This is a genomic window from Paramicrobacterium humi (assembly GCF_900105715.1).
Taxonomy (GTDB): Bacteria; Actinomycetota; Actinomycetes; order Actinomycetales; family Microbacteriaceae; genus Paramicrobacterium; species Paramicrobacterium humi.
Genome location: NZ_FNRY01000001.1, coordinates 1,691,405 through 1,706,135, shown reverse-complemented (window position 1 = coordinate 1,706,135; position 14,731 = coordinate 1,691,405). Strand labels below are relative to the sequence as shown.

15 protein-coding genes are annotated in these 14,731 nt (G+C 66.8%); 10 read left to right on the top strand and 5 right to left on the bottom strand.

Going from position 1 to position 14,731, the window contains the following annotated elements:
• The gene (dnaK, locus tag BLV49_RS08535; RefSeq protein ID WP_091182621.1) at positions 1 to 1,863 is read right to left on the bottom strand and encodes a molecular chaperone DnaK; all 1,863 of its coding nucleotides are present in this window, start codon (positions 1,861 to 1,863) and stop codon (positions 1 to 3) included.
• A 275-nt stretch (positions 1,864 to 2,138) separates the two neighbouring features.
• Between dnaK and BLV49_RS08530 the strand changes: the two genes are divergently transcribed.
• Both BLV49_RS08530 and BLV49_RS08525 read left to right on the top strand, forming a co-directional pair.
• Positions 2,139 to 2,696, top strand: a complete 558-nt coding sequence (locus BLV49_RS08530; RefSeq protein ID WP_091182618.1) for a hypothetical protein — start codon at positions 2,139 to 2,141, stop codon at positions 2,694 to 2,696.
• Positions 2,669 to 3,499 (top strand): PKD domain-containing protein, encoded by an 831-nt coding sequence (locus BLV49_RS08525; RefSeq protein WP_143034008.1) that lies wholly within the window; start codon positions 2,669 to 2,671, stop codon positions 3,497 to 3,499. The genes BLV49_RS08530 and BLV49_RS08525 overlap by 28 nt, the downstream gene beginning before the upstream one ends.
• Before the next feature lie 60 nt (positions 3,500 to 3,559).
• Here BLV49_RS08525 and BLV49_RS08520 read toward each other — a convergent pair whose 3' ends face one another.
• Both BLV49_RS08520 and BLV49_RS08515 read right to left on the bottom strand, forming a co-directional pair.
• Positions 3,560 to 3,997: a hypothetical protein gene (locus BLV49_RS08520; protein ID WP_091182612.1), complete on the bottom strand. Its 438-nt coding sequence runs from the start codon at positions 3,995 to 3,997 to the stop codon at positions 3,560 to 3,562.
• A gap of 10 nt (positions 3,998 to 4,007) precedes the next feature.
• Positions 4,008 to 5,495, bottom strand: a complete 1,488-nt coding sequence (locus tag BLV49_RS08515) for a PspC domain-containing protein (RefSeq protein WP_091182609.1) — start codon at positions 5,493 to 5,495, stop codon at positions 4,008 to 4,010.
• A 114-nt stretch (positions 5,496 to 5,609) separates the two neighbouring features.
• On the opposite strand from BLV49_RS08515, the gene BLV49_RS08510 reads away from it, so the two are divergent.
• From BLV49_RS08510 to BLV49_RS08500, 3 genes are all read left to right on the top strand, one after another.
• Positions 5,610 to 6,845, top strand: a complete 1,236-nt coding sequence (locus BLV49_RS08510; protein WP_091182607.1) for an ATP-binding protein — start codon at positions 5,610 to 5,612, stop codon at positions 6,843 to 6,845.
• Positions 6,838 to 7,497: a LuxR C-terminal-related transcriptional regulator gene (locus tag BLV49_RS08505; protein ID WP_091182605.1), complete on the top strand. Its 660-nt coding sequence runs from the start codon at positions 6,838 to 6,840 to the stop codon at positions 7,495 to 7,497. The genes BLV49_RS08510 and BLV49_RS08505 overlap by 8 nt, the downstream gene beginning before the upstream one ends.
• Positions 7,498 to 7,560: 63 nt before the next feature.
• Positions 7,561 to 8,079: a TM2 domain-containing protein gene (locus BLV49_RS08500; RefSeq protein ID WP_091182603.1), complete on the top strand. Its 519-nt coding sequence runs from the start codon at positions 7,561 to 7,563 to the stop codon at positions 8,077 to 8,079.
• A gap of 124 nt (positions 8,080 to 8,203) precedes the next feature.
• Here the strand turns inward: BLV49_RS08500 and BLV49_RS08495 are convergent, their stop codons facing one another.
• On the bottom strand, positions 8,204 to 9,184 hold the full coding sequence (locus tag BLV49_RS08495) for an aldo/keto reductase (protein ID WP_091182600.1): 981 nt from the start codon (positions 9,182 to 9,184) through the stop codon (positions 8,204 to 8,206).
• A 34-nt stretch (positions 9,185 to 9,218) separates the two neighbouring features.
• Positions 9,219 to 10,043, bottom strand: coding sequence for an SDR family oxidoreductase (locus BLV49_RS08490; RefSeq protein ID WP_143034007.1), 825 nt, complete (start codon positions 10,041 to 10,043; stop codon positions 9,219 to 9,221).
• 200 nt (positions 10,044 to 10,243) lie between these two features.
• Here BLV49_RS08490 and BLV49_RS08485 point away from each other — a divergent pair, with 200 nt between their 5' ends.
• The 5 genes from BLV49_RS08485 (at position 10,244) to BLV49_RS08465 (ending at position 14,716) form a co-directional block, all read left to right on the top strand.
• Complete coding sequence (locus BLV49_RS08485) at positions 10,244 to 11,677, top strand: MFS transporter (protein WP_091182598.1); 1,434 nt, start codon at positions 10,244 to 10,246, stop codon at positions 11,675 to 11,677.
• Positions 11,678 to 11,700: 23 nt separating this feature from the next.
• Positions 11,701 to 12,399 (top strand): FadR/GntR family transcriptional regulator, encoded by a 699-nt coding sequence (locus BLV49_RS08480; RefSeq protein WP_091182596.1) that lies wholly within the window; start codon positions 11,701 to 11,703, stop codon positions 12,397 to 12,399.
• A 127-nt stretch (positions 12,400 to 12,526) separates the two neighbouring features.
• The gene (rbsK, locus tag BLV49_RS08475; protein WP_091182594.1) at positions 12,527 to 13,492 is read left to right on the top strand and encodes a ribokinase; all 966 of its coding nucleotides are present in this window, start codon (positions 12,527 to 12,529) and stop codon (positions 13,490 to 13,492) included.
• A gap of 1 nt (position 13,493) precedes the next feature.
• Positions 13,494 to 13,898, top strand: coding sequence for a D-ribose pyranase (gene rbsD, locus BLV49_RS08470; RefSeq protein WP_091182592.1), 405 nt, complete (start codon positions 13,494 to 13,496; stop codon positions 13,896 to 13,898).
• Positions 13,898 to 14,716 carry a GntR family transcriptional regulator gene (locus tag BLV49_RS08465; RefSeq protein WP_091182590.1) on the top strand — a complete coding sequence of 273 codons (819 nt, stop codon included), beginning with the start codon at positions 13,898 to 13,900 and terminating at the stop codon, positions 14,714 to 14,716. Before rbsD ends, BLV49_RS08465 begins: the two co-directional genes overlap by 1 nt.
• The last annotated feature ends 15 nt before the right edge of the window (positions 14,717 to 14,731 follow it).

Here is a 14,731-nt window from a genome sequence, read left to right as displayed (position 1 = left end):
TTACTTCTTTTCGTCCTCGTCGTCGACGACCTCTGCGTCCACCACATCCTCGTCGGATGCGCCGTCGTTCGGGGTCGTCTGCTCGCCAGCGGCCTCACCCTGCGCGTCGGCCGACTGCGCCTGAGCGTAGATGGCCTCGCCGAGCTTGACCTGGCTTTCGTTGAGCTTATCGAAGGCCGTCTTCACGGCATCCTCGTCTTCGCCCGCGAGAGCCGACTTCAGGGAGTCGACGTCGCCCTGAACCTCGGACTTGACGTCCTCGGGGAGCTTGTCCTCGTTCTCCTTGATGAGCTTCTCGATCGAGTAGGCGAGCTGCTCCGCGTTGTTGCGCGTCTCGGCCTGCTCACGGCGCTTCTTGTCCTCGGCCGCGTTCTCCTCGGCCTCGCGCACCATGCGGTCGATGTCGTCCTTCGAGAGCGACGAGCCACCGGTGATGGTCATCGACTGCTCCTTGCCGGTGCCCTTGTCCTTCGCGGACACGTGCACGATGCCGTTCGCGTCGATGTCGAAGGTGACCTCGATCTGCGGGATGCCGCGCGGAGCCGGAGCGATACCGGTCAGCTCGAACGTCCCGAGGTTCTTGTTGTCGCGCGTGAACTCGCGCTCGCCCTGGAACACCTGGATCGCGACCGACGGCTGGTTGTCGTCGGCGGTCGTGAAGGTCTCGCTGCGCTTGGTCGGGATGGCCGTGTTGCGCTCGATGAGCTTGGTCATCATGCCGCCCTTCGTCTCGATTCCGAGACTCAGCGGGGTGACGTCGATGAGCAGGACGTCCTTGCGCTCGCCCTTCAGCACACCGGCCTGCAGAGCGGCGCCGACGGCGACGACCTCATCAGGGTTGACGCCCTTGTTCGCGTCCTTGCCGGTCTCCTTCTTCACGAGCTCGGAAACGGCGGGCATACGGGTCGAGCCACCGACGAGCACGACGTGGGCGATGTCGGACACCTTGATGCCGGCTTCTCGAATGACGTCGTTGAACGGCTTCTTCGTGCGCTCGAGCAGGTCGCTCGTCATGTTCTCGAACTGGGCGCGCGTGAGCGTCTCGTCGAGGTTGGCAGGGCCGTTCTCGGTGAGCGACAGGTACGGCAGCTGGATGCTGGTGCTCGTCGAGCTCGACAGCTCCTTCTTCGCCTGCTCAGCAGCCTCCTTGAGGCGCTGCTTCGCGATCTTGTCGTTCGAGACGTCGACTCCCGTCGACTCCTTGAACCGCGTGATCAGCCAGTCGACGACGCGCTGGTCCCAGTCGTCACCGCCGAGGCGGTTGTCGCCGGCCGTGGCGCGAACCTGGATCGTCGAGAAGTCCTCGTCCTTGCCGACTTCAAGCAGCGAGACGTCGAACGTTCCGCCACCGAGGTCGAACACGAGGATGAGCTCGTCTTCCTTGCCCTTGTCGAGGCCGTACGCGAGAGCGGCAGCGGTGGGCTCGTTGATGATGCGGAGCACGTTGAGGCCCGCGATCTCGCCGGCTTCCTTCGTCGCCTGACGCTCGGCGTCGTTGAAGTAGGCGGGAACCGTGATGACGGCGTCCGTGACCGTGTCGCCCAGGTACTGCTCGGCGTCGCGCTTCAGCTTCTGCAGAATGCGCGCCGAGATCTCCTGCGGCGTGTACTTCTTCTCGTCGACGGCGAACGTCCAGTCGGTGCCCATGTGGCGCTTGACGGACGAGATCGTGCGGTCGACGTTGGTGACGGCCTGGCGCTTCGCGGTCTCACCGACGAGCACCTCGTTGTCCTTGGTGAACGCGACCACCGACGGGGTGGTGCGCATGCCCTCGGCGTTCGCGATGACGGTGGGGTCTCCACCCTCGAGAACGCTCACCACCGAGTTGGTGGTTCCGAGGTCAATTCCTACTGCACGTGACATATGTGTTTTCTCCTTCTGACCTTCCGGTCATTTGGCTCGGCTCTTCTGGCCCGCGACCAAAGTTTGAGAGGCACTCGCACTTGAGTGCCAACGGCTCAAGTTTACTCAGCGTCAGAACGCTGTCAATTTCTTTCAGCAAATCTTGAGTACATATGACTCAACTTTGAGAGGCCTGGGGTTATTCCCGCTTCGCCGCTCCCCCGCCGAGATCCCTGTACCCCAAATGACTGTGGATAACTCCTGCGAACCCAGCCGGTTTTCCCTACGCTTGCCCCATGTCCCTGACGCTGATTCGACGGATGCTGGTCGCCGGCGTCCTCGCCAGCGCCACGCTCGCCGCGACCGCGTGCGCGCCCGACGAGCCGAAGCCCACTTCGACTCCGACGAGCACGGCGATTTTCGCGAGCGAGGACGATGCACTGCAGGCGGCGATCGACGTCTACCAGAAGTTCAATGCGGCATACGATGCAATCTCCGCGTCCGGTGTCGCTGATTACTCGAGCGTCAAAGGCTATGTCACGAGCGATTACTACGCCGAACTCGAATCTGACAAGAGTTTCGAGGACGAGGGCCTCCACACGGCGGGAGAGTCAACGTTCGATTCCACCTCGGTTGTCTCATTAGAACAGAACGCCCACGCTGCCATGGTCCGAGTAAAACTGTGCCAAGACGTGCGCAACATCAAAGTTATAGACAACGACGGCAACGATGTCACTTCTCAAGAACGGGACGACCGATTCCCGTACGAAGTACTTCTTCATTGGGATGCAAAATCAAAGCAGTTACGAATTGCTGACGCGGGCTCATGGCAAGAAACCGACTTCTGCGACTAGCATTCAGCGCCGCCCTTGGCCTGGCTGCACTGCTGCCGGGCGTCGTTCCGAGCGTGCCTACAGCGATTTCTGCGAACACTTGCACGGTCTGGCAATCCAGGCACGGTGGATGCGTCGACAGTGGCATCGACGGCGACCACGTCGACATCGGCGGCACGAAGACGAAGCCGGGAAACGGCGGCGGCTCCCACCGCGGAAATGGCGGCAACGGCGGAGATTCAAACGTCCCGAAGAATCCTTTGGATGAGGACGGCGACGGCAACGATGACTGGCTCGTCGGGCCCTGTCGTCGATACACGTACCTCTGCATCAATAACCAACCGGTCACGATGACGGACCTCGCCTCGTTCACGCCAGCGACAGTTCACATTGCGATGGAGCCGGACGGCTGGATGATCATCGGGCTGCCCGCGAACTTCATCGCCGATGCGTCCACGAACGCCACTTCTGGCGCTCTCTTCGACACGGCCATCGACGTGCGTTTCACACCCGTCAGCTACACGTGGTCGTGGGGCGATGGCAGTTCCTCCACCTCGAGAACGGGAGGGGCGAGTTGGGCTGACCTCGGAGTTGACGAGTTCACTCCGACATCTACGAGCCACGCCTATGCGGAGAAGGGCGCCTACACGATCAGCCTCGCGGTGCACTACGCCGTCGACATCCGCGGTGAGGGAACGGCCTGGCAGACCGTGGACGGTCAGCTCACGAAGGCGGCGATCAGCATCACTGCTATTGCCACGACAGCGAACTCGGTCATCGTCGACAAGGAATGCTCGAAGAACCCGAGCGGCCCCGGCTGTTAGTCGCACGAATGCGGGCTCGGTTGCCGGGGAGCAACCGAGCCCGCATTTTCGCTGACCGAGTCAGCCGCGTCGAATGGCGGCAGCGATACCCGCCACGACAAGCAGCACTCCCGCCGCGACGAGCACCACTGTCACAAGTGTCATCGTGTCGATCACGATGGTGGGGATCGACGTGATGATCATGACCGCGGCGAAGATCAGCAGGACCACGCCCCAGAAGATCGTTCCGAATGCCGCCGGCTTGCGCTTTGTCTCCGGCACGCTCGCTGGCTCGCCGCTGCGGTCGTCCGACGAGGAGTACGGCATGGTCGGCTGCGACTGCGTCGCGTCGTACCCGGCAGCCGAGCCGGACCCGGCAGCCGAGCCGGGCCAGACGGAGGTGGCTTCGCCGTTCAGAATCTCGGTCGTGTTCTCATCGTTCACGTTCAGTTTCTCGGTCTCTTCGTTGTCGTTCAGATTCAGCTTCGCTGTCTCGTCGCGCTCGTCGTCGTGTGCCATGGCCGTTCTCCTATCGCTCGATGTCGGTGCTGCCGATGAACACCCAGGCATGCACTGTCGTGATCTCGTCGGCGGTTGCCGTCTTGGCCGCATCGTTCTCGATGATCGTGCGGTTGAGGATGCCGTTGTGGTCGTCGTCGTCGCCGGAGCGGCCCGACACATCGAGGGTGTTGATGAGGCCGCTCACCTCGACGCGCACCGGAGTGTCGTCGGGGAGGAGGATGTCCGTCGTGCCGAACGCGAGCCACATGTCGACATCACCATCGGAGGCCGGCAGCTCGCGAAGGTCAAGCGTCGGGCTGCCCGCGAACATGACGTAGCTCGCTTCACGGCTGTCGGCCGCCCGCGTGACCTTCCACGTGGTGTCGCCGAACAGAGACAGTTGCGAACCTGACGGCACGATTCCCACGATGATGAGCGCGATGACCGAGATCGTCGAGAAGAAGCCGAGACCTCCGCTCTCACGCCCGCGGATGCCGGCGATGACCGTCGCGAGGGCAAGCACTCCGAGTCCGCTCGCGATCGCGAGCACGACGGTGGAGTCCGCCCAGCCGCTGGCTTGCGCCCACACGACGGCGAGGCCCGCTGCCACGACCGCGAGGCCGAGGCTGATGGCGACGAAGGCCGCGCTCGGCTGACGCTGGCGCCAGTGCTGCGTGCGCTCAACCCGGCGCTGCTCGGCATGCTGCATGCGCTCCGCGTGGCGACGCTGCGCGTCTTCGTGACGCTGCCACGCTTCGGCACGCCGGCGCTCGGTGTCTTCGGGTGTCGGCACGAAGCTCGTCGAACCCTGCGTCGGCCCGTATCCGGGGAACGGAGCGCCAGCATTCGAGGCGCTGAAGCTCTGCGGCGACGGCTGGGAGGCCGCGCCGGCGGCCGGGTTCGCCGTGGCCGCGCCGGTCGCGCCGGCCGCGAACGATGCCGGGCGCGGCTGAGGCTCGGCCTCGTTGGTCCAGAAGTCGGAGTGGCTGCGAGGCCCTGCGTGTGCATCGACCGGGTGCTGCGGCATCCGCTTGGCGAGCACGACGATCAACCAGATGACGCCTGCGACGAGGGCGATGATCCACCCTGTGCGGAGCGTGGACTCGAGCCAGCCCGGCATTCCCCACCAGAGCGGCAGACCCTGCCACCAGATGCCGCGGGCGAACGGTACGAAGGTCAGCACGACGAGCACGCCGATCGCGATGATGGCGGGATCGAAGACGCCGCGCAGCATCCGCTCGATGTGAATGCGCCCTGTCGTGTCGGGCAGGAGCGCCCACCCCACGGCGTAGGCGAGGAAGATGGGACCGCCGAGCAGCGCGATGACGATCGCGATGCCGCGGAAGATGAGCGGGTCGAGGCCCGTGCGCTCGGCGAGCCCGCCGCACACGCCCGCGAGCCAGCGATCGTCGGAGCGGCGCAGGCCGGATCCGCGGATCCAGTCGAAGAAGCCGCCGGGCGCGGACCAGCCGCTGCGTCCCGGCTGCCCGCTGTAGTGGTGCTGTTCGTTGGTCATGGTTCAAGCATGGCGATCGTCGGATGCCGCCACCATGAGGGGTTGCCCTGATCCGACCCTGACTTCGGCCCCTTAACCCTGTGTTCGCGGCTTCGGGATGCTTGGATTGGTGTCATGCAGACCGAGACGCTCATCCGCCCGCGCGTGCGCGTGATCGGCGGCGTCTGCGCCGGCTTCGCCGACCATACCGGGCTGCCCCTGAGCGCGGTGCGCGTCGCGGCGTTCCTGCTCGCGCTGTGCGGTGGAGCGGGCGTGCTGCTCTACGCCTGGCTCTGGGCGACGACGCCCGTCGGCTCGAGCGAGTCGCGCATCAAGTCGGTGCTCACGACGCCCACCGAGCGCGATGACGAGGATGCCGCCGACATCGCGCGCCGACGAGCGCCCGTGACCGAAGTGCTGCTCGGCATCGCGCTGCTCGCGGCCGGCAGCGCGATGATCGCGTCCCGACTCGGCGCCGACGTGCCGCTCGCGTTCATCATCCCCGCCGTCGTCGTGCTCGCCGGGGTCGGTCTCGCCTGGCGGCAGCTCGACGAGATGCGCCGGGGGCAGGATGCCGCGACCTCCGCGCCGATCGTGCGCGTGCTCGGCGCTCTCGTGCTCATGGTGCTCGGCATCCTGCTGTTCTTCGTCACGGGCGAGGAGCCGAACGTGTGGACGGTGTTCGCCGCCGCTGCCGCGGTTCTGCTCGGCGTCGGCGTCGTCATCGCACCGTGGGTCGTGCGCCTCACCCGCGACCTCGCCGACGAGCGGGCCGCGCGCGTGCGCGAGGTCGAGCGCGCGGAGATCGCGGCGCACCTGCACGACTCCGTGCTGCAGACGCTCGCGCTCATCCAGCAGAAGGCGGAGCCGGGCTCCGACGCCTCGCGCCTCGCTCGCGCGCAAGAGCGGGAGCTTCGCGAGTGGCTGTTCGCCGAGAACGCTGCGGGGCCGCTCGATCTCGCTGCCGAGCTGCGGCGGGCGGCATCCGCTATCGAGTCCGACTATGCGGCGCGCGTCGAGGTCGTCACGGCGGGCTCGAGCATCGCCGAGGCGCCCGATGGCCTGCTCGCGGCCGCGCGCGAGGCCATGCTCAACGCCGCGAAGCACGCGGGCGGCACGATCTCGGTGTACGCGGAGTCCTCGCCCGCGGCGATCGAGATCACGGTCGCCGACCGCGGCCCCGGCTTCGATCCTGACGCGATTCCCGACGGCCGCTTCGGCGTGCGGGAGTCGATCATGGGCCGCATGGCGCGCATCGGCGGTGAGGCGCAGATCCGCCGCGGCCCCGGAGGCAACGGAACAGAGGTGCGCCTGCGGCTGCCACTTGCGGCATCCGCAGCCCCGACCGCAGAAGAGGACACTCATGACTGACCCAGCGCTCAGCGTCGTGATCGTCGACGACCACTCGATCTTCCGGTCGGGTCTTCGCGCCGACCTCGCGCCTGACATCGACGTGATCGGAGAGGCGGCGACGGTCGACGAGGCGATCACGCTCGTCACCCAGCAGCGTCCCCGCGTCGTGCTGCTCGACGTGCACCTTCCCGGGGGAACCGGCGGCGGAGGCGCAGAAGTGATCACTCGAGCCGCGCCGCACGCGCCCGGCACCGTGTTCCTGGCGTTGAGCGTGTCGGATGCCGCCGACGACGTCGTGCGCGTGATCCGCGCCGGAGCGCGCGGCTACATCACGAAGAGCGCATCGGGAGCGGACGTCTCCGACGCAGCCCGGCGGGTGGCCGACGGAGACGCCGTGTTCTCGCCGCGACTCGCCGGGTTCGTGCTCGACGCGTTCGGCGCGATCAGCGGCGAGACCGCCCAGACCGATCACGAGCTCGACCGGCTCTCGAAGCGCGAGCAAGAGGTCATGCGCCTCATCGCACGCGGCTACGCCTATAAAGAGGTCGCGAGCGAGCTCTTCATCTCGGTGAAGACGGTCGAGACGCACGTGTCGAGCGTGCTCCGCAAGCTGCAGCTCTCGTCCCGGCACGAGCTCACGGCGTGGGCGCTCGAGCGCAAGCTTCTCTGACGCGGCTCGGGGCTGCTCCGGTTTTCTCCCACGCGTCACAGAGGGCCACTATGCTCGGGCATTATGACGGACAACAACCAGCCACCCGTTCCGCCGGAGCCCGACGAGAACCAGCCTCCTGTTCCGCCGGAGCCCGAGCACCAGCCGCCCGCCGAGACGGTCGGGCAGCCCGAACAGCCGCAGTCGCCGCCCGCTCCAGACCAGCCCGCCTACGGCCAGCCGCAGGGTCAGCCCCAGCAGCCGCCATACGGGCAGTCGGGCTACCAGCAGGCTCCGCCTCCCCCTGGATATCAGCAGCCGTACGGCCAGCCCGGCTACCAGGCGCCGCCTCCCGGCTACGGCCAGCCGTACGATCCGTATGCGAAGAGCCGCCTCGCCGCGGGACTTCTCGGCATCTTCCTCGGCGGCCTGGGCATTCACCGCTTCTATCTCGGCTACGCCGGAATCGGCATCGCCCAGATCATCGTGACCTTCGTCACGTTCGGTTTCGGAGCGCTGTGGGGCTTCATCGAGGGCATCATGATCCTCGCGCGCGCCCAGTCGTTCCTCACCGACGCGGAGGGCCGGCCGCTGCGCGATTAGCTACAGCGACGGGAATCAGCGCGTCTCCGGCAGTGCATTCGCACGCTGCCGGAGACGCGTTTTTCATGACTCCCGGGCTTTCGGGCACTACCTCAGTGCGCCGGAACGGTGCCTGCTGATGGGTTCAGCGATCGGTGCCAGGTGGTGCGTCGATGCCATCTCGAGAGCCGACGATCTCCGAGGACGGCAGGGCACGGGTGAGCGTCCGTCGGGTTTCGTCGTCGAGCAGAATGTCGGCCGCCGCAGCGTTCTCATTGAGACGGGCACGACGTCGTGTGCCGGGAATCGGGACGACGCCCTCGGCAAGCACCCAGGCAAGGGCTATCTGTGCAACAGTCGCGCCAATTCGCGCGGCGATCTGCTCGACGCGCTCAACGAGCCTGCGGTTCGCCGCGAAGGCCTCAGGGGCGAAGCGCGGCAGTCCCCGTCGGGCATCATCGGCCGAGAGGTCATCGAGACTCCGGATTCCGTCGCCGAGCACACCTCGCCCGAGCGGAGAGTAGGCCACGAATCCGATTCCGAGCTCGTCGGCCGTCGCCTTCTCGCCGTTGTGCAGAATATCCCTGGCGAACAGCGAGAATTCCGACTGCACCGCGGCGATCGGATGAATGGCGTTGGCGCGGCGCATCGTGCTGGCCGACACCTCGGAGAGGCCGATGTGCCGGACTTTGCCCTCTTGCACCAGCTCCGACATCGCGCCGACACTCTCCTCGATCGGCACCGCTGGGTCGGCTCGATGCAGATAGTAGAGATCGATGACGTCAGTGCCTAAGTGTCGGAGGGAGCGCTCGCACGCGCGCTTGATGTACTCGGGAGTACCGTTTCGACCGTGCACGGTCCCGTCGTCATCTGTCTCGGCCGAGGCCTTGGTCGCCAGGGTGATCTCGTCGCGGCGGTGCCCCAAAGCCCGGCCGATCAGCTGCTCGTTAGCAAAGGGCCCGTACGCCTCAGCGGTGTCGATGAACGTCACTCCGATGTCGACCGCGTGCTGGAGCGTCGCGATCGACTCCCGCTCGTCGCTTGGACCATAGAACGCGTTCATGCCCATGGCGCCCAGGCCGATGGCAGAGACGGCGAGCCCGTCTCCAAGTGCGTGCTGCCGCATTTCTCTTCTCTCTCCTTCTCCGCGAGAAGGTAGCTCATCTGGTCCCAGCGTCTTGATCGCAGCGCCCCTCCCGGGAAGCGCACGTCCGATCACACCGATCACTTCCTTGTGGAGCGGAATGGTCCTCACTCTGGAGCCACTCATCGAAGGTGATCCTCCCGGTCAGGACGTCCGCTCCGCCGCGCAGTGCGCCCGAGGCCAGTCCCCGTCCGTACGCTCCCGGGAAGCGCACCTCGAGAACCCGCCTGTAAATGCCGTCGAATGTGAGCTGCCGTCTTGCGACATCAGCGAGGTCCTCCCGGCGGGGGCCGACGAGGTCGGCCGCTCGACGCTGCGGCTCGGAGACTGCCACTCGGACCAGATGAGCGCCAATCTCGCGCGCCGCGACCGGGCGTATCGGAGCCTTCGGCATCACGGCGAACGGGCCACGAGTGCTGTCAAGGAGCTGACCCGCGAATTCGTGAAACTGCGCCGCGCGAGCGATTGTAAAGGGCACGGCGCCCTCGGCGAGCGTGCGTTCCTGCGCGATCTTTCCCGCGTAGTAAGAGGCATCGATCCCGTCGATGCCCACGATCGAAAGCGCGACATGATGGGCCACACCGGACCGACGCTCCGCGTCGAGGACATGACGCGTGCCATTCACGAAGAACTCCCTCGCCTTTTTCGCCGACAGGGTCACATGGTTCGTGACGTCAATCACGGCGTCGACGCCGAGGAGCGCCGAGTCGAGTCCCCGCCCGGTGCGCACGTCCACTCCACTGACTCGAGAGAGCACACGCACGTCGTGCCCGGCATCCTCCGCAGCACGCACCGTGTGCCTCCCTACTGTTCCGGTTCCGCCGACGATCGCGATCCTCATTCACAGTCCTCTCTTGGCTGTTCTGCTGCGTGGACCTCAGTCGACACGCCTATGAGGTAGACCACGCCAACCACCTCGATGTGACAAGACGTGCGGAAATCGCGCGGGAGAAACGCTCGAGCCCGTCGACCCAGCGACGCGCTCGAGGGTTTCGGCGACGTTCACCGTGCAAAGCACGCGCCCACCTATAGCCTGAGTGCATGAGCGACGATGCATCAGGCGGCGGCCACGGGCAGCCCCGAACCGGCGAGACGCGGTCGACCGGCCCGATCGTCGGGCTGACCGAATCCGGCGTTGTTCCGAAGTCCCGCGTTCTGTCGTGGGCATTGTGGGACTGGGGATCGGCGGCGTTCAACGCCGTCGTCACGACGTTCGTCTTCAGCACCTACCTCGCGAGCACGCTCTTCGCCGATCCCGACATCGTCGCCGCGGCAGCCGGCAACGCCGATGACCCCGCATTGAAGCGAGTCCTCGCGGAGAACGCGAGCCAACTCGGCATCGGGCTGTTCATCGCGGGACTGCTCGTCGCCCTGTTCGCGCCCGTGATGGGTCAGCGCTCCGACGGCTCCGGCCGGCGCAAGTTCTGGCTCGGCGTCAACACCGCTCTCGTCGTGCTCGCGATGGCGGCCATGGTGTTCGTCGAGGGAACCCCGGCCTTCTTCCTTCTCGGTGTCACGCTTCTCGCCGTCGGCAACGTCTTCTTCGAGTTCGCGAGCGTCAACTACAACGCCATGCTCGTCCAGGTCTCCAACCGCCACAACGTCGGAAAGGTCTCCGGGTTCGGCTGGGGCCTCGGCTACGTCGGCGGCATCGTGCTCCTGCTCATCCTGCTGCTGCTGTTCATCCAGAGCTTCGGCGTCGAGGGAAGAACCGGCCTCCTCGGCATCACCACCGAAGGCGGCCTCAACATCCGGCTCGCCGTGCTGTTCTCGGCCGTGTGGTTCGGCGTGTTCGCGATCCCGCTCCTGCTCAAGGTGCCCGAGATCCCCCGCCTCACCCGCCACAACCGGGTCTCGTACTTCGCGTCCTACGCGACGCTGTTCCGCACAATCGGCCGCCTCGCGAAGAACAGCCCGCAGGTGCTCGTCTTCCTCGTGGCGAGCGCGGTATTCCGCGACGGGCTTGCGGGAGTGTTCACGTTCGGCGCCGTGATCGCCGCGCAGGTCTTCCACTTCTCCAGCTCGGAAGTGCTGTACTTCGCCGTCGCGGCGAACCTCGTCGCCGGAATCGGCACGTTCGCGGGCGGCTGGCTCGATGACCGGCTGGGCGCGAAGCGGATCATCCTCGCCTCGCTCGTGGGCCTTGTGGTCTTCGGCACCGCCGTGCTCTTCATCGGAAGCGCCCAGACCGGCTTCTGGATCTGCGGACTGTTCCTCTGCCTCTTCGTCGGCCCCGTGCAGTCCGCGAGCCGCAGCTTCCTCTCGCGCATCACACCGCGTGGCCGCGAGGGCGAGATCTTCGGCCTGTACGCCACGACGGGCCGCGCCGTCAGCTTCCTCGCCCCCGGCCTCTTCGCGCTGTTCGTCGGCATCACCGGCTCGACTCGATTCGGTATCCTCGGCATCGTCATCATCCTGTTCGTCGGGCTGCTGCTCATGCTGCCCGTGAAGGCGAAGCAGTCCGACATCGTGTGACTCCGCAAAGGTAGGATGTCTGAATGGCTGTCACCGATGAGGCGATCCTCAAGATCAAGGAGATGATCATCTCCGGAGAGCTCGGTCCCGGTGACCGGCTGCCCCCGGAGAAGGAGCTGAGCGAGCGGCTCGGACTCTCCCGCAGCTCGATGCGCGAAGCGGTGAAGGCCCTCGAAGTCATTCGGGTCCTCGACGTGCGCCGCGGCGACGGCACCTACGTGACGAGTCTTGAGCCGCGCCTCCTTCTCGAGGCCATGACCTTCGTCGTGGACCTGCACGACGACGACTCCATCCTCGAGCTCTTCCAAGTGCGTCGCATTCTCGAGCCGGCCGCGACGGCGCTCGCCGCGCACCACATCTCCGCCGAGCAGATCGCCGACCTCCACGAGCAGATCGATGCCGTCGACGAATCGACAGCCGTCGAAGATCTCGTGAACCACGACATCGGATTCCACGGCGCCATCGTCGAGGCCGCGGGAAACGGCTATCTCGCGACCCTCATCGAGTCCCTCTCGAGCCACACGGTTCGCGCGCGCATCTGGCGCGGGCTCACGCAAGAGCACGCGGTGAGCCGCACCCTGGCCGAGCACAAGGCGATCGTCGGCGCCCTCGAGCGCGGTGACGCCGAACTCGCGCACGCGCTCACAATCGTGCACATCTCCGGGGTCGAAGAGTGGCTGAGGGATGCCGCCGTGAAGGCGCGCGGGGAAGAGACGGCATGATCCCGCTCTCCTGAGCGGCGCGTGCCGTCCGGCCGCTCTTCGCAGTGCTTGTCCGCTAATGTAATGACAGGTAAGAGACGTCGGGGTCTTCGCGCGCTCCGGCTCTCCGCAACGTCGAAAGGCCTCCATGAGCAGCACCGAGTCATCGCTCACCCCCTCCGCCCCCGGCGGCGTCCTCATCGTCGGCAGCATCACCGCCGACCTCACCACGTTCTCGTCACGGCTGCCCGAGCCCGGCGAGACCCTCCTCGGCGACGACTTCACGCTCGTTCTCGGCGGCAAGGGCGCGAACCAGGCGGTCGCCGCCGGCCTCGCCGGCGCCGAGACGCACATGGTCGGCTGCATCGGAACCGACCTGTTCAGCGACATGGTGTCCGACGGTCTGAAGAACGCGGGCGTCGACATCGCGCACGTGCGCTCGGTCGAGGGGCCGACGGGCATCGCGCACATCCGCGTCGACGGCAAGGGCGAGAACGACATCGTCATGGTGCCGCTCGCCAACGGCGCCCTCAGCGAGGAGCAGATCGACCGCGCGTTCGAGCAGCTCGACGGGTCGGTCACGGTGCTGCTCACGCAGCTCGAGATCCCGTGGGCGCTCACGCAGTACGCGATCCGCAAGGCGCACGCCGCCGGCCTCACCGTCGTGCTCGACCCCGCGCCGGCCGCCGAACTCGACGAGGCCATCTGGCCGCTCGTGGACATCGTCACGCCGAACGAGACCGAGGCGATGATCCTCAGCGGCATACGCGTCACCGATCAGGAGTCGGCCATCTCCGCCGCGCGCTGGTTCGTGGATCGCGGGGCAACGTCGGCGCTCATCACGATGGCCTCCGCCGGCTCGGTGCTCGTGACGGCCGAGGACGTGCAGTTCTTCGAGTCCCTCAAGGTCGAGCCGGTCGATACGACCGCGGCAGGCGACGCCTTCGCCGGCTACCTCGGCGCCTCTCTCGCCGCGGGCGAGTCACTCCCCGACGCGATTCGCCGCGCGAACGCCGCCGGCGCTCTCGCCGTGACGAAGCGCGGCGCCTCCCCGAGCATCCCCCACCGCGACGAGGTGGACGAGTTCACCGCGCGCCAGAAGGCGAGCGTGTGACATGCGCAGCACGAATACGACGATAAACCCGCAGCTATCCCGGGTGATCTCGGAGACGGGCCACACCGATCTCGTCGTCGTCACCGACGCGGGCCTGCCGATCCCGCCCGGCTCGGAGCGGGTAGATCTGGCGTACCGGCCGGGCGCCCCCGCCTGGCTCGACGTGCTCGACACGGTGCTCGCGGAGCTCGTGGTCGAGGGGGCGACCGTGTCGGCCGAGATCGCCGAGGCGAGCCCGCAGCTGCTCGAGGCGCTGCACGAGCGACTCGACCCGCTCGGTGTCGAGATCGCGATGGTGGCGCACGTGGAGTTCAAGAAGCTCACGCACGAGGCGCGGGCCTTCGTGCGCTCGGGCGAGTACACGCCGTATGCGAACGTGATCCTGCAGGCGGGTGTGGCGTATTGATGACCGAGAGCGCACGCACGGGGGACGCGGACCTCGACAGCCTCATCGACCGGCAGGCGCCGGTGCCGATGTATCACCAGCTCAAGCACCACATCATGCAGCAGATCAACATCGGCGCGCTCGTGCCCGGCGACATGCTGCCCGGCGAGCATCGGCTGTGCGAGCAGTTCGGCGTCTCGCGCACGGTCGTCCGGCAGGCGCTGTCGCAGCTTGAGCATCAGGGCATCATCGAGCGCGTGAAGGGCAAGGGCACGTTCGTCGCTCCCAAGAAGACGCCCGAGGGACTCGTGCACACCCTCTCAGGCCTGTTCGACGAGATGGCCCAGCGCGGCATCCATGTGCACAGCGACGTCCGGCGAAAGGAGGTCGAGCCCGCGAGCGACCTCGTCGCCGAGGCACTCGAGCTCACTCCCGGCGAGCCGGTCGTCGTCCTCGACCGCCTGCGCTATGTGGGCGACGAGCCGTGGTCGTGGAGCACGACGTACATGCCGCTCGACATCGGGTCGCTCGCCCTCGAGGCCGACCTGCGCGACACGTCCCTCTACGCGCTGCTCGGCGAACACGGCATCCGAACCGCTCGCGGCGTCCGCTCGGCCGAAGCCGTATCCGCCTCGGCCGAGGCGGCGGAGCTGCTTCGCGTCGATCAGGGAAGAGCCCTGCTGGTGCTGCGCAGCGTCGGCTACGACGGCGCCGACCGGCCGATCGAGTTCTTCATCGCCTACCATCGCGGAGATCGGAGCCGCTTCGAGTTCCAGCTCACGGCCTCCCCGGAGGACACGAGCACCGCGGCGCTTCTGCACACGGGGTTCGAGGCGTGACGATCCTGTAATTAC

Excerpts from the sequence above, each read along its gene's own strand:
- dnaK (WP_091182621.1), bottom strand. The coding sequence starts at position 1,863 with ATGTCACGTGCAGTAGGAATTGACCTCGGAACCACCAACTCGGTGGTG.
- BLV49_RS08520 (WP_091182612.1), bottom strand. The coding sequence starts at position 3,997 with ATGGCACACGACGACGAGCGCGACGAGACAGCGAAGCTGAATCTGAAC.
- BLV49_RS08500 (WP_091182603.1), top strand. The coding sequence starts at position 7,561 with ATGACGGACAACAACCAGCCACCCGTTCCGCCGGAGCCCGACGAGAAC.
- BLV49_RS08525 (WP_143034008.1), top strand. The coding sequence starts at position 2,669 with ATGGCAAGAAACCGACTTCTGCGACTAGCATTCAGCGCCGCCCTTGGC.
- rbsK (WP_091182594.1), top strand. The coding sequence starts at position 12,527 with ATGAGCAGCACCGAGTCATCGCTCACCCCCTCCGCCCCCGGCGGCGTC.
- rbsD (WP_091182592.1), top strand. The coding sequence starts at position 13,494 with ATGCGCAGCACGAATACGACGATAAACCCGCAGCTATCCCGGGTGATC.
- BLV49_RS08515 (WP_091182609.1), bottom strand. The coding sequence starts at position 5,495 with ATGACCAACGAACAGCACCACTACAGCGGGCAGCCGGGACGCAGCGGC.
- BLV49_RS08480 (WP_091182596.1), top strand. The coding sequence starts at position 11,701 with ATGGCTGTCACCGATGAGGCGATCCTCAAGATCAAGGAGATGATCATC.
- BLV49_RS08510 (WP_091182607.1), top strand. The coding sequence starts at position 5,610 with ATGCAGACCGAGACGCTCATCCGCCCGCGCGTGCGCGTGATCGGCGGC.
- BLV49_RS08485 (WP_091182598.1), top strand. The coding sequence starts at position 10,244 with ATGAGCGACGATGCATCAGGCGGCGGCCACGGGCAGCCCCGAACCGGC.
- BLV49_RS08530 (WP_091182618.1), top strand. The coding sequence starts at position 2,139 with ATGTCCCTGACGCTGATTCGACGGATGCTGGTCGCCGGCGTCCTCGCC.
- BLV49_RS08505 (WP_091182605.1), top strand. The coding sequence starts at position 6,838 with ATGACTGACCCAGCGCTCAGCGTCGTGATCGTCGACGACCACTCGATC.
- BLV49_RS08490 (WP_143034007.1), bottom strand. The coding sequence starts at position 10,043 with ATGAGGATCGCGATCGTCGGCGGAACCGGAACAGTAGGGAGGCACACG.
- BLV49_RS08495 (WP_091182600.1), bottom strand. The coding sequence starts at position 9,184 with ATGCGGCAGCACGCACTTGGAGACGGGCTCGCCGTCTCTGCCATCGGC.
- BLV49_RS08465 (WP_091182590.1), top strand. The coding sequence starts at position 13,898 with ATGACCGAGAGCGCACGCACGGGGGACGCGGACCTCGACAGCCTCATC.